The sequence below is a fragment of the Wolbachia endosymbiont of Cylisticus convexus genome (assembly GCF_003344345.1).
Map to the genome: position 1 here is coordinate 1 of NZ_QPIP01000044.1, position 14,583 is coordinate 14,583.

General features: G+C 34.7%; 6 protein-coding genes and 5 pseudogenes. 8 read left to right on the top strand and 3 right to left on the bottom strand.

Features of this window, described 5'->3' with window-relative positions; translation table 11 throughout:
* Positions 1-924, top strand: a pseudogene (locus tag Wcon_RS05570) (IS110 family RNA-guided transposase); the annotation flags it as partial.
* A 130-nt stretch (positions 925-1,054) separates the two neighbouring features.
* Here the strand turns inward: Wcon_RS05570 and Wcon_RS05575 are convergent.
* The 3 genes and pseudogenes from Wcon_RS05575 to Wcon_RS05595 all read right to left on the bottom strand — a co-directional run.
* A pseudogene (locus Wcon_RS05575) lies at positions 1,055-1,720 on the bottom strand (transposase); the annotation flags it as partial.
* Between the two features lie 16 nt (positions 1,721-1,736).
* Positions 1,737-2,678: pseudogene (locus Wcon_RS13365) on the bottom strand (transposase).
* A 469-nt stretch (positions 2,679-3,147) separates the two neighbouring features.
* Positions 3,148-4,320, bottom strand: coding sequence for an NADH-quinone oxidoreductase subunit D (locus Wcon_RS05595; protein WP_114517528.1), 1,173 nt, complete (start codon positions 4,318-4,320; stop codon positions 3,148-3,150).
* Positions 4,321-4,574: 254 nt separating this feature from the next.
* Between Wcon_RS05595 and Wcon_RS05600 the strand changes: the two genes are divergently transcribed.
* From Wcon_RS05600 to Wcon_RS05630, 7 genes and pseudogenes are all read left to right on the top strand, one after another.
* A complete protein-coding gene (locus tag Wcon_RS05600) occupies positions 4,575-5,096 on the top strand; it encodes a cytochrome b (RefSeq protein ID WP_114517529.1) in 522 nt (173 codons plus the stop codon).
* Between the two features lie 5 nt (positions 5,097-5,101).
* A complete protein-coding gene (locus Wcon_RS05605; protein WP_114517530.1) occupies positions 5,102-6,097 on the top strand; it encodes an NAD(P)H-dependent flavin oxidoreductase in 996 nt (331 codons plus the stop codon).
* Between the two features lie 110 nt (positions 6,098-6,207).
* Entirely contained in the window at positions 6,208-7,197 is a 990-nt protein-coding gene (locus Wcon_RS05610; protein WP_237350062.1) for a hypothetical protein, read from the top strand.
* Between the two features lie 94 nt (positions 7,198-7,291).
* Complete coding sequence (locus Wcon_RS05615; RefSeq protein ID WP_114517531.1) at positions 7,292-7,657, top strand: hypothetical protein; 366 nt, start codon at positions 7,292-7,294, stop codon at positions 7,655-7,657.
* A gap of 424 nt (positions 7,658-8,081) precedes the next feature.
* Positions 8,082-10,061, top strand: coding sequence for a VirB4 family type IV secretion/conjugal transfer ATPase (locus Wcon_RS05620; RefSeq protein WP_237350063.1), 1,980 nt, complete (start codon positions 8,082-8,084; stop codon positions 10,059-10,061).
* Positions 10,042-12,802: pseudogene (locus tag Wcon_RS05625) on the top strand (FYVE zinc finger domain-containing protein). The gene Wcon_RS05620 and the pseudogene Wcon_RS05625 overlap by 20 nt, the downstream one beginning before the upstream one ends.
* Before the next feature lie 721 nt (positions 12,803-13,523).
* Positions 13,524-14,512 (top strand): annotated as a pseudogene (locus Wcon_RS05630) (IS110 family RNA-guided transposase).
* Positions 14,513-14,583: the final 71 nt, after the last annotated feature.

A 14,583-nucleotide genomic window follows, 5' to 3' on the forward strand; every position in this document is an offset into this window, starting at 1 on the left:
AAGTAAAAAAGAAAAGCGTGAAACTAGGAAAAGGAGCTTTAAGAACGATGATCTTGGGTTTCAAGGTCTGCTGAGTTTTCTACAAAAGCATAATGTGGAAGAAGTAAAGTCATGCATGTGGTTGTTATAGCGAAGCTTTGGCTGAATTTCTGCACAATGCTGGACATTTTGTTAGTGTTGTAAATCCTTATTGTATTAAATCTTATACAAGGAGTAAGCTCGTAAGACAAAAGAATGATCAGACTGATGCAGAAATTATTGCTGATTATTGCCAAAGACAGGAACCAACTCGTTGGACACCACCTTCTTCTGAAATGAAAAAATTAAAACATCTTTATCGTTGCTCAGTTGCGTTAAAAGAATTAGTAAATAACCACCTAGAAAAAAAAGAGAGACTGCCTAAAGAAGTTGCAAATGCTTGTTGCAACGAATATAGTTAAAAAAATAGAAATAATAAAAAACTCCATACGCAAACTATTAAAGCAGCACAAAGAATTGTTGGAAAATTTTCAGCTTCTATTGACTATTCCAGGAATAGGAGAGGAATCAGCAATGGCTATTTTAGCTGAAATCCCTGACATAAAAGCTTTTAGAGATGCCAGGCAATTGGCAGCATATACAGGAGTTATACCGAAAAATATAACATCAGGTTCATCTGTACATTCTAAACCAAGATTAAGTAAATCAGGTTCACAAACATTACGTAAGGCCCTTTTCTTTCCTGCCATAGTAGCCAAGAATCACAATCCTATCATTGTGAGTTTTTGCCAAAGACTAAAGAAGAAGGGTAAGCATAATATGGCAATTGTGGGAGCTGCAATGCGTAAGCTACTCCATATCATTTTCGGTATCCTGACATCCAAAAGTGCTTTTGATCCAAATCATATCAAGAATTACAGAACTAGGATGTTGACTGTAGTTTAAAATCAAAAAATGCTTCCAATCCATTCAACATATTCACTAACTGTAATCTGTGTACTGTTACACAATCAGAAGTATTTTTTGATTTTATGATACAGCTTGAGTAATTTTTTTGTTGACTAGCAAGACGGTATCTTTCTTTAAGATCGTTTAGCACTCCCAACCAATCCCTCATTTTCAGCCAAATAAAACTTCTTTTCTGCCATTTTGCTAATATGTTATACATACATTTACTTATGCAATGCCCGTCTTCCTTGACCTTAAAAAACATGCCATCCATGAACACTATTGGGTATACTGATTGTAGTGGACGACCGCGCCATTCATTGATTACTGGCAGTAATTTGTCGGTAATACTTGATATCTCTGCTGCGGATATTTTATGATCGTAAATTTCCTCTACATGTGACGCTATGTCTCTGTACCCCATGCCACTGGCATATGTGCTCAAAATCTTCGTTTCAAGCTCTGGATGTAAGTTTGTTTGCCTTTTTTTGACTATTTGGGGTTCAAAACTTCCTTCTCTATCTCTTGGTGTTAACAACTCAAATGAACCTGCACTTGTACGTAAAGTTTTTCCATTCCTCCCATTTCTGCGGTTATTTTCCTCGCTTTCAACAGACAAGTGGCTTTCTATTTCACCTTCCAGACTTGCCTCTAGCAGCCTTTTTATAAATGGTGTTAATGCTCCATCTCTTCCTGTTAGCGGCTTACCTTCTCTGATAGATGATAAAATATTTGTTTCTAGTTCTTTATAGTCCACCAAACCTGTAGTTCTGTTTGCTATTTTTTGACTCATGTCAAACCTCCATTTTTTATATCAATTTATTACTTTTTTTTTGGTTTGACACACTTTTTTGAACGTTCCCCGCAGCCATTTCGAACTTAGGCATGCCGATTGCAGTAAATTTATTAATCAAGTAACACTTAACTCTTTCTCACGATTTATTTCAGATTTATTTTTGAAACTAAATCCAATTAAACCTAAAAAGAAAGTTTCGACATGTGATCTCAAACCGTATTTCATCATCATTTTCCACTCCTTCTCATAGTTTTCACAAGATTGTATAACTTTAATGTTGTTATTCCTTTCCGATAAATAATCTCTCTTTTTATAGACTATTGCTTTCTTTATGGGTCATATTATAGGTTTAATATTGAGCTCCTTACATATCTTGTACACATTGGTTGCATCATATCCGCACGAAGAGACAAAATATTGCTCTTATTATCCATTTCATGCTACACGCTAATACACTGTCACGTAAAGTAGCGCTTGTAGCCATTACTTCTTTATTCATTATATTTAAGGTAATATGTAACTTTCTCACTTGAGCGAAATAATTATACTTCCTTTTCTCAACATTAGTTTTGTGATGTTGAAAACTATTGCTGTAAATACTAATCATGCTGCTATCCATAGCAATTTCAATATTTTCTATATCATCTTTATTTACTCTACAATCATTAATCTTCATATTGAGTTTGTTTAGCCTCCTAGAAGCTTGAGAGTAGCTTCAGAACCTTTCTTATCTTTTCTAGGTACCCTTTTACAAAACCTACTGCTTGCCTTAAACCTATCCTAAATAGATATGTGTACTAAAACTACAACCTTATCACTATAAACATTGTTGCCGCCAGCTGATTTCGGACTGCTTTCATACCAATTCTCTATTAATAAAGTGAAAAATATTTCCTCTTTTTTTGAGAAACTCGTTATATTCTCTTTGGTTACTTACTCTCATTTTTTGTGGCATAAGTTATACTTGTTTGAAAGATGCCTATTTTACAACAAAATGTGTTAGTACCATACATTTTAAAGCTTTTTTCCTTCATTAAACCAACACTAGCTATGCAACAAAGCCTGCGTCCACACAAACTATAGCACATATTCCTTAACTTGTTAAATCTAAAGCTTCATATCTTCCTTACTTATTAAAAGAATTTAAGCTAAGAATTACAACTTAAATTACGTAAAAATGTGTCAAAACATCTTTGGCTTTATAGCCTACCAAGTGAAAATTATTTTCAGTATTTTTCATTTTTCTATTGACTTTTAACACAACTGCTTTATATCGCTGCCTTTTACATTAATTATGTTTTTGGAAGGAAGAATTGTACGTACTTTACTCTCAATTTTATCTCTTATTTCATAATCTGGCGAATTAAGGATAGCATAGATATCAGGATGAAAGTTAATATGTAATGAATGAAACTACAGTTATCTTACCTGTCAATCTCACCAAAGACTATATCGAGTGAACCGATAATTGCTGCAATATCAGCAAGCATATGTCCTTTTGCCATGAAATCTAAGGCCTGTAAATGCGCAAAGCCAGGTGCTCTTATTCGACATCTATAAGGTCTATTGGTACCGTCTGAAACTATATATACTCCAAACTCGCCTTTTGGTGCCTCAACAGCTGTGTAAGCTTCACCTTCTGGTACATGATATCCTTCTGAATAAAGCTTAAAATGGTGAATTAGAGCTTCCATGGATCCTTTCATTTCTGCTCTTGGCGGTGGAGAGATCTTTCTATCCTCAGTTTTTATTGGCCCTTCAGGCATTTTCTCTATGCATTGCTTCATCAAGCTAACAGACTGCCTAATCTCTGCCATTCTTACTAAATAACGATCATAACAGTCACCATTTTGGCCAATAGGTATATCAAAATCTAGCTGATCATATACCTCATATGGCTGGCTTTTTCGCAAGTCCCAAGCGAGCCCAGCAGCACGCAGCATTGGCCCACTAAAGCCCCAATCAAGCGCCTGTTTTATTGATATTTCACTGATTCCTACAGTGCGTTGCTTCCATATCCTATTTTCTGTTAAAAGTTCATCAACATCATCTATATACTTTGGAAATTGTTCTATAAACTTTGCAATATCCTCAATCAAACCTTCTGGAATATCTGCTGCAACTCCACCTGGTCTTATGTAAGCTGCGTGAAATCTTGCACCTGAGGCTCTTTCATAGAACTCCAGTATTTTTTCTCTTTCTTCAAAGAGCCATAAAAGAGGAGTCATTGCTCCAACATCAAGTGCTTGAGAAGAGACATTCAGTAAGTGATTTAGTATCCTTGTCAATTCACAAAATAAAACACGCAAATATTTTGCTCTGATTGGAATTTCACATTGCAACAATTTTTCAACGCATAACGAATACGCATGTTCTTGTGACATTGGTGACACATAATCAAGGCGGTCAAAATAAGGCAGAGCTTGAAGATACGTTTTATGTTCTATTAACTTCTCAGTGCCGCGATGCAAAAGCCCAATGTGGGGATCTGCTCTTTCGATCACCTCGCCATCCATCTCTAAAACAAGACGTAGCACCCCATGTGCAGCTGGGTGCTGTGGTCCAAAGTTTAACATCATTGTCTTTAGATCGGGCATGCTTGGTAGTTTAAGATATTGAAATTGTATAGGCTAAAATGTGCTTAAAGTCAATAGGCTTCTTGCACGGGCACAACTATCGTTACAACAGAAAAGCCCTTACAAACTTCACCACCTCCTTATGATCTGATAGACAATGTTTATGTTGCACGTACAATTATTATACTTGTGTTGATTAAGGCAGCAAAATTATGTATAGATAATTTTGACTAAAAAATAGTTTTTTAAGTCCTATTTTAGAGTAATCAAAATTAATGAAAGACAATAAATACAGTTTAGGTTTAAGGATTATTCATTGGTTAATGTCTGCTCTTATTATTGGCATGCTTTGTTCTGGTTTGTACATGAAAAGTTTGCCGATTAGTAGTGAAATTAAATTCAGCATATACGCTATTCATAAGGCTTGCGGTATCACTGTTCTTGGATTAATTATAGTACGCATATTTTTTCGCGTCTTTACTTATGTTCCGCCATTACCAGCCAATTTTTCTCGATTTGTAATCAATGCGAGCAAAACGATACACTTTGGTTTATATGCTTTGATGGTGCTAATGCCACTATCTGGTTATGTCATGTCTTCTGCTTCTAGCAAAGAGATCAAATATTTTTTTCATATCCCTTTGTTAATCAATGAAAACAAAGAGCTAGCTAGTGCAGCTAATCAACTACATTCGATGCTTGCATATTTTATGGTAGTCTTTATAACTTTGCATATACTTGGTGCTTTAAAGCACACATTTATAGATAAACAAAACATTTTTAAACGTATGATATAGGTTATATGTTAAATAGCCTCTGGAAAAAAGGAACAGATTTTCTTGGTAGTGAATTTGCCATAATGGGTGGTGCTATGAGCTGGGTTTCGGAGAGAAATTTGGTTTCAGCAATCTCAAATGCCGGTGGATTCGGCGTAATTGCATGCGGTGCAATGTTTCCAGACTTACTGAAAAAAGAAATCATAGAAACGCAAAAATTAACTCATAAGCCATTTGGTGTAAATCTAATTACTATGCACCCAAAGTTAAGTGAGTTGATAAATGTGTGCATTGAAACGAAAGTGAGCCATATAGTGCTTGCCGGTGGACTACCAACGAAGCCTAATATAGAAAAAATCAAGAGTGCGGGCATTGAAGTTATGTGTTTTGCACCAGCATTAAGCCTTGCGAAAAGGTTAGTAAAAATGGGAGTAGATGCGTTAATAATAGAGGGAATGGAAGCAGGTGGTCACATAGGTCCAGTCAGCACTTCTGTTCTTGCACAAGAGATACTGCCTTATTTTAAAAATGAGAAAACACCGGTGTTTGTTGCAGGTGGAATAGGAAGAGGCGAAATGATAATGAACTACCTAGAGATGGGAGCAAGTGGCTGTCAAATAGGCACATTATTTGTCTGCACTAATGAGTCAATCGCTCACAAAAATTTTAAAGAAGTATTCATCAAATCAGCTGCGCGTAATGCAGTATCTTCTATACAGATCAGTGCTGATTTCCCTGTAATTCCAGTAAGAGCTATAGCTAACAGAGCAAGTGACGATTTTATGAAGCATCAAAGAGACATTATCGATAAATATCAAAATGGACAGACCTCAAAAGAAGAAGGGCAACTTGAAATAGAAAAATTCTGGGCTGGAGCTTTAAGAAGGGCAGTAATTGATGGAGATGTTGAAATGGGATCTTTGATGGCTGGCCAAAGTGTTGGCATGGTTGATAGGGAAAAATCCGTAAGAGAAGTAATAGATATGTTAGTTCAACAAGCGAATAATTATATTGAAATGTAGAAGTAAATAGTTAACCATAATTATCCATAATATGGCATAATTGTCCAGTTTTAATGTAAAATTAACGCTAAAAAGGTATCTATACATTTTATTATGTATGGAAGAATGCTATGCCAAGTCCTTTAAAAAAGCCTGAGAGTATGTACGACATTATATTCGAAACGGTAACAAAAAAGCGAGAAGCTGTGCAAGAGACTGCCAAAAAATGCAAACAGTTGTTCAAGCAAAAAGATAGTCCTGCCGATCCTAAGGTATTAATTCAATTAGAAGAATTACTGAGAGAACGACAAAATGGGGAGGCTATTGCAAAACATATAAACCTGCTCAAGCAAGGAAACAGTCCTAAAACACCAGATGAATTAAAAGGATCACTGAAAGAGCAAGAAGAATCTTATAATTATTACACCCAAAACTTTCTTCCACAGTTGAAAAAAGAAATAATGCAATCAAAAGAACTAGACTCAACAAAAAGAACGGAAATAGAAAAAATAATTATGGAACTAATAGCTGACGCTTTTAGCAAGAACAGCAATAAAGATCATTCTGGTAGCACCAGTAAAGGCGATGAACACGAAAGTGGCTACGATAGCGATGCTAAAGATAATGATAATACTAATCAAAAAGATCCAATTCCTCACACAGCAATGGAAAACAATAAAGAAGAAAACTCGGCATCACCAATAAGTAGTAGAAGGAGCAGCGTAAGCACAACATTAAGCTTTGTTGAAGAAGATGATGATCCACAAATAGAGAATGAAGAAAAAACAAAATTAGTACACCTAACCAAAACAAGGCCCAAAGGGCCAAGCGGAAGAAGACCCTCTTCTAAATATCGTGAGAAGAGTGAAGTTAAACAACCCAATAACAGAAATCTTCACGTTGCATTTGCAACAGGTTGTGCTCTCTTAGCAATAGGGTGCATTGTTGCAGGAGCAATGACATCAGGACTAGTAGGAGCAGCAGTACTATTTGCTACGGCTGCAGTGTTTGCTATAGCAGCAGCAGTTGAATTGCATTCAAATGTTCTGTCAAGTAAATTGACATCCATTAGTGTGAGTCCTCTTATTGACAATAAAGAGCTACGGCATGGTAAAAATTAAATATGAGTTACTTATGGTGAACAAGTGAATTCGGTTCTTGCCTATTGATGTAAAAATTGTTATAGTTGAGAAGTATCTTAAAGGTATTTAGCTGATGCATATTCAATTGGGTAGGGTTTTTGCTATTGTAGCCCTGTTAAGTTTTATCTTTATGTCATGTCCTAGCAAAGCAAGTGATGAGTTAAAAAATATACCAGAAACATTAAAGACTTTTTTTTCTTCATTTTCAGTTAAAGATACTGTGGAAAATATGAGTCCTTCGACAATTATAGGGTTATGTATAGCTACAGTGATACTTGCAGTAGTGTTCAGAGGTCTGATTTTTTTCATGATAATGTTTGGCGTACTGATCATGATGTTTGGGAGTACAGAAAAAGCAACAGATTACTTGAAAGAAAAATTCAACTTTGCAAAAGATATACAGTTACAATCCGATAGCAAAAAAGAAGATAAGAATTAAGTTTTATGTTTTTTAGTTATCTTTTTATTGAATACGCATAATATTGTATGCAGCTAAAAGTACCGGCCACTAGCTCTCAGTCTAAAAAAAAAGAACAATTTAGCATTACTAGAGAGTATTAATTTAGATTTTATCCCTTATGCTTGCCACTACGATGAAGAAACTATACTAACAAAACAGGGGGAATTGTTAAAAATAATTAAGTTAGAAGATTATTCTTCAGTTGATAACCACAGCGATCTTAGAACTGAAATTAGAAAAAGCATATCAAAAAATATCAAAAGCTTATATTTTACCGTTTGGATTCATACTGTCCGAAAGCACAACAAACTGAGCTTACAGTGGAATAAAACTGCAGACTTCTCCGATCAGCTACATTCAACATGGTTTAATAAACTAACTGATAGTAAATTACAGTATATAAATGAGCTGTATATTGTGGTGTTATTTAGTGATTTTGGCAAACATATTAGTAATACATTTTTTTTTTGGCGTTATAAAGAGTAAACATAGATTATTCTTACAAGAAAATCATCAAGAATTGCAAAGGGTGACTGGTCTGATTCAAAAAGATTTAGAACCTTTTGGAGCTAAAAAGCTGGGCCTTAGGTTTAGTGAGGGCAAAGTATATTCTAAGATGATGGAATTTCTCCATTACATTATTACATTAACCCACAAAGAATATCCAATATATGAAAAGGATCTATCGCAACATGTTAAAAATCTAAAAGTAGCTTTTGGATTCAACACATTTCAAACAATATTTGGAAATCAACAGAAGTTTGGTTCTGTTTTTTGCATAAAGGAATATCGAGAAATCTCTTTGGAAAATATAGATAGGTGTTTGCAACTTGACTCTGAGCTTATTATTACAGAGGTAATAATATTCACTAGTAATAGCAAAGCAGTCAAAGAATTCAAAAAACAAATTAATATATTGCAGATCAGTGAGGATAACACCTTACTTCAAAATTCAGAAATAAAGGAAATAATAGAACTTGAAAAAACTTCTGTTATGGATTTTTGTCAACAGAAAATTATTTTTACAATCTTTGCAGATGATAAGAACAGATTAGCTAAAAATATCAGCGATCTATCCTCTGTAATGTCGTTAATCGGTTTGATGATGTTTAGAACTGATCTACACATGGAAAATCATTTTTGGGCGCAGCTTCCTGGAAACTTTGCTTTTGTTACACAACCGAAAAATATATTAGAAAAATATGCTTGCAGCTTTGCTATGTTGCACGATTTTACATCGGGTACATTAAAAGGGAGAAGGTGGAAAGAAGCAGTAACAGTCTTTTTTTCAAAAAAAGGAAGCCCTTATTTTTTTAACTTTCATGGAAAGAAAAATAATGGTCATACCACGATACTTGGAGCTCCAAATTCAGGCAGAACCTCACTGATCAATTTTCTACTGTCGGAGTCAAGAAAATTTAATCCCAGGATTGTAATATTAGATAATACTGGAAAATCAATAATCTTTACTAAAGCAGTGAGTGGCCAATATTACATAATTAATCAAAAACATAAAGATAAAAGTCTAAAATTTAACCCATTAAACATTGAAGATAGTGTTTCTAATCGCAATATGCTGATCGAGCTGATAAAAAGAATGGTTGCAGATGAGAATTTGATAAACGTAGAAGAAAAAATAAAAAAGGTTGTAGATCTTATATTTGATATACCAAGGGAATTGCGTTCTATTTCACAAGTTTTTGCAAAACTTTCAGATCTTGGAGGTAAAATAAGTAAATGGTGTGGTGATGGTGAATTTGCTTACTTATTCCAAGATGGTGATGAGTCAGACATTGACTGGGAAACAAAAACCATATCTCTCAATACTGCGAATCTTACTAAGCAAAAAGAATGTATGTCCGTGATACTTTACTATTTTTTATACTCTTTTGAAGCAAAATGTGATGGCTCGCCTGCAATACTTGTTTTGGATGAAGCATGGGAGATAAGTAATATTTTTCCTACAGAGGAAGAGTTTGACGACTGGATGCAAAGAATGACGGAACTAAATGTTGTGGTAATCCTAAGTACTGAAAATTTGAATCTCGCATTTGCTAGCAAATTTACTCAATATTTAGATAAACATGTTGATACAAGAATCTTAATGCCGAACGTTAATGCAAACAGGTTATACATAAAGGTACTTTCTCTATCGAAAGAGGAACTGAATATTATTTTGCAAACACCAACGCAGGAAGGTTTATTTTTGATAAAGCAATACAAAGGTTTAGTAACTTTAAGTCTAGATTTGAAAAATATGAAAGAAATACATGTGCTTTCGGCTAATAAAGAGACTATAAAGTATATGTGTGAAGCAATAAAGGAAAAGGGCGAGAAAGTGAGTAAGTGGTTACCGGTATTTTATGAGAGATGTAAAGTTTAAAGTCAAATTTTTTTTCCTAGTGCTAATTTTGCTTGGTACAAATAGTGGGTACCCTGCTCCATGGTGTCCAAACTTAGTAAAAACTAATACTCATGCTGAAGAAATTGTAAATAAGGCAGGTAAAGGCTTGTGGAAGATTATTAGCTTTGATTGGGGCAATGTAAATTATGATGATCATCTATTAAAAAATATTAAAGTGAGTCCAGTGAGAAATCAAGGTGTTGATGGTTACTTTAATCCGAGAATTAGAGTGTGTGATTATGAAGGAGATAATTGTTATGAATTGTATAATAAACAGTCTTGTCAAAAAATATACGGAACTCAAGGGAGTGGTGCTGGAGTTTCTGCAGCAGTTTTCATCGATTGGCAAGGAACAAAAGAGGGAGATAAGTTGGAAAATGGCATGAACTGGGAGTGGGCAAAAGATGTAACTGAAAAAGAGCGAGAAAAATTTGCCAATTCTCCTAAGGTGTGTGCTTGTAGTCAAAAAATTGCTTGTGCAGACTATTCAACAAAACTTTTCGCACGTGCGACTTCTGTAGGTAAAGATGAATGCGATGTTTGCTATCAAACAAAAGTACAATGTGTCCCTGTGCCACTTGCGCCCGGTCCTCCTCCGTTTTGTGAGCAACTTGCGATGTCACCTCCACAAGTTAGAATTGTTCCTGTAAGAAACCAAGACAACGATTACTTTCATCCAAGAGTTGGAGTCATTGTTGGTGAGCTGAAGGAAAGAAGGGAGCTACCTTTTCCACGCGTTGTTTCAAGTAATGAGAATATTCAAAGTGCTCCATACTCTATTCCAGATAAAGATACCCACCATCACTTTAAAACTTATAGAAAAAAAAGGTCGGCTCTGCACTGAGTATTATGGTACTGAGAGAGAAGAGTCCGAAAGAAAATTGCAATTTCCTGCTCGCTGTTTCCCAGCACCGCCTGCTCCAGAGCTTGAAGAAGTGAGCATACCAAAGCCTGATGAGGGTAAAGGTGAAAATACATTAAAAGTAAAAATGAAGATGAGTGAGAACGTTTGCACTTATGATGCACGTGGAACTCACAATAATGGAGTCTGTACTTTTTATGTTAATGCGAATTCTCCTACATACGTTGGCCATCTACCTTTAAAAGTAGTAAAGCCGGCAATAGTGGCAAAAACAACTGATAGTAGTAACAGTAAAAGCGATATCGATAACATAATAGAAGGTATATTAAAAAATAACTCTCAGTTTGAGGTTTTAAAAAAGTATGGTTATGTTCCTGATATCGAAACAGAATGTAACGAATTTCAGGATGGTAAGTGTAAACTAGATGACTCAGGATATCCCAAAATAGAAGTAAAATATAAAGAAAATTCTAAAAGTAAAATGCTCTGCCTTTCTGGTTGGCAGCCAGAACCGGAGGAGTTTGCTCTTGAAAAAGAAAGTGAGCTAATACCGCTAAAATCAATGGGGGCAAGATACAATAAATACAATACTGTTTATTCAAAGGAGTCGAATCAACTTTATTATTTTCCTTGTAATGAAACAATTGAGGTTTTAGCAAAGCCGCAAAATGAGCTGAATGAGATAATATTCAATAAGAAGGGATATATTTCCATTCCTGAAGAAAATAAGCCTAGAGATAATTGCGTGACAGAAGAGGATAAAGAGATAGATACAAAACAAAATTGTAACAAATGCAAGATAGTATATGAATTAACAGATAGAAAGCATGAAGAAAAAAATTGCAATCAAGGTGATGATGGTTGCCTTTGCTTTGATGGAGTGTGTAGTCGCTCAACACAGTATGTAGATAAGGACGACAAGCCATTTTACTTAAGAGTTTCACAAGATGAAAATGGCGTTGTAACGAAGTTAGATAATCCAATTAAAGCAAATAGAACAGAAGTCTTTTTCGCTGATAAATTATGTAGGTTCGATTTAGAAGGTTTAAAAAAGAGATTGCGTGAAATAATAGTAACGCAATTGAGAAATAAGAAGCAGGAGCTTGAAAGGAGTAAAAAAGAGTCTTATGAGCTTGGAGATGGTTATACAGATGATCTATCGATGTATGATTATGTTGAAATAGAAGCATGGGGAGGTGGTGAAGCAGGTCATATAAATGGTAAAGCTCAGTCTACAGAAAGTAGACCAGGAATGCCGGGGGATTATATTAAAGCTCAATTAAAAATTGACCCTAGTTACCCTACAATAATGGTTGAAGTTAAAGAAGGAGGCGGCAATAGAGAGCTATATGTATCAGATAAAAATGGGGGATCGCCTACAATAAAAATATGTGATTTGCAAAAGCAAAATTGCCAGAAACTAATTACAGTTGCAGGTGGAGGAACAACAGATCAAACAAGAATTCACAAGAAAAATTTAAACTTAAAAGAAACAATCATAAAAGGAAGGAAGTTTACTGAAGATAATAAAATAACATATATAGAAAATGGTGAGATTAAGTATAAAGATGTAACAAAATGTAGTCAAAGCTACACTAATAAAATATACGGTGCTGGCGGTTGTATAAATAAAAGCAAAGGGACTTATGGTAAAGGTGCTCCTGGTTATGTGAAGATTAAACCTATGTTTGACAAAATTAATAAAGAAAGAGTAAAAAAAATAGATGATGCTATTGAAAAAATGATACAAAATCCAAATGATATCACAACCATTGATGATTCTTTAATAAATAAACTTGATAAAGAGATTATTGATACAATTAAAGAAGAAATTAAAAAAGAATTATTAGGACTATAGTCAAAGAACTCTGGGGAATGTTCAAAAAAGTGTGTCAAACCGAATTTTTAGTTCAACTCGGGAACGTTCAAAAAAGCATACGCGTCAAGTTAAGAGAATACGCCCAATATAGCAACCATTTAGTATCTGTTCAGATACATGGCTAATGATATACAAATACTGAACACCAGTGCTCCCTTTCTTGTCATCCCAGTGTTTGACACTGGGATCCAGATTAGGCACTAAGTTGGTAAACACTTTACAACGTTTTTTGTGCAAAAGGACTGGATGCCAGTGTCAAGCACTGGCATGACACCCATTTGTTCCTATAGTTGTCTTTTCTCGTCTACCTTATTTTGCCACTCTGCTGAACAGATACACCATTTAAGGTAGATATCTTATTTGTTATATTTATTTTTTAAGAAATCTTGATCTAAAATAAGATAATTTTTTTTAAAGAGTCTATAAATTACTAATTTTATCGTTTAATATCTAAAATAATTTTTACCGCTTCCCCTCTTGTATCTTGTAAAAAGCATCTAATGTTTTAAGCTTAAGCATTAGGTGGAGGAGGGAAGAACTCTGTTTCTCCTCTTAGATATAAAATCTGTAAGAAAGATAAGAGTTCCCTCCTCAAAAGTATAGGCTGGACGGTATCGTAGAAAGACCTAAATGGCTCTAATTCTGTATCCACAAGGTTAGCCTTACTTTTCGTTTTAAATGGTAACGTATGGGGTTATATATGATCAACAACTTTCTTGGAATTGATGTATCAAAAGATCGCTTTGATGTTTTTCTTTCATTCATAAGTAAAAAAGAAAAGCGTGAAACTAGGAAAAGGAGCTTTAAGAACGATGATCTTGGGTTTCAAGGTCTGCTGAGTTTTCTACAAAAGCATAATGTGGAAGAAGTAAAGTCATGCATGTGGTTGTTATAGCGAAGCTTTGGCTGAATTTCTGCACAATGCTGGACATTTTGTTAGTGTTGTAAATCCTTATTGTATTAAATCTTATACAAGGAGTAAGCTCGTAAGACAAAAGAATGATCAGACTGATGCAGAAATTATTGCTGATTATTGCCAAAGACAGGAACCAACTCGTTGGACACCACCTTCTTCTGAAATGAAAAAATTAAAACATCTTTATCGTTGCTCAGTTGCGTTAAAAGAATTAGTAAATAACCACCTAGAAAAAAAAGAGAGACTGCCTAAAGAAGTTGCAAATGCTTGTTGCAACGAATATAGTTAAAAAAATAGAAATAATAAAAAACTCCATACGCAAACTATTAAAGCAGCACAAAGAATTGTTGGAAAATTTTCAGCTTCTATTGACTATTCCAGGAATAGGAGAGGAATCAGCAATGGCTATTTTAGCTGAAATCCCTGACATAAAAGCTTTTAGAGATGCCAGGCAATTGGCAGCATATACAGGAGTTATACCGAAAAATATAACATCAGGTTCATCTGTACATTCTAAACCAAGATTAAGTAAATCAGGTTCACAAACATTACGTAAGGCCCTTTTCTTTCCTGCCATAGTAGCCAAGAATCACAATCCTATCATTGTGAGTTTTTGCCAAAGACTAAAGAAGAAGGGTAAGCATAATATGGCAATTGTGGGAGCTGCAATGCGTAAGCTACTCCATATCATTTTCGGTATCCTGACATCCAAAAGTGCTTTTGATCCAAATCATATCAAGAATTACAGAACTAGGATGTTGACTGTAGTTTAAAATCAAAAAATGCTTCCAATCCATTCAACATATTCACTAACTGTAATCTGTGTACTGTTACACAATCAGAA

Coding starts and splice junctions, on each gene's coding strand:
- Wcon_RS05595 (WP_114517528.1), bottom strand. CDS start 4,320: ATGCCCGATCTAAAGACAATGATGTTAAACTTTGGACCACAGCACCCA.
- Wcon_RS05600 (WP_114517529.1), top strand. CDS start 4,575: ATGAAAGACAATAAATACAGTTTAGGTTTAAGGATTATTCATTGGTTA.
- Wcon_RS05605 (WP_114517530.1), top strand. CDS start 5,102: ATGTTAAATAGCCTCTGGAAAAAAGGAACAGATTTTCTTGGTAGTGAA.
- Wcon_RS05610 (WP_237350062.1), top strand. CDS start 6,208: ATGCCAAGTCCTTTAAAAAAGCCTGAGAGTATGTACGACATTATATTC.
- Wcon_RS05615 (WP_114517531.1), top strand. CDS start 7,292: ATGCATATTCAATTGGGTAGGGTTTTTGCTATTGTAGCCCTGTTAAGT.
- Wcon_RS05620 (WP_237350063.1), top strand. CDS start 8,082: ATGAGCTGTATATTGTGGTGTTATTTAGTGATTTTGGCAAACATATTA.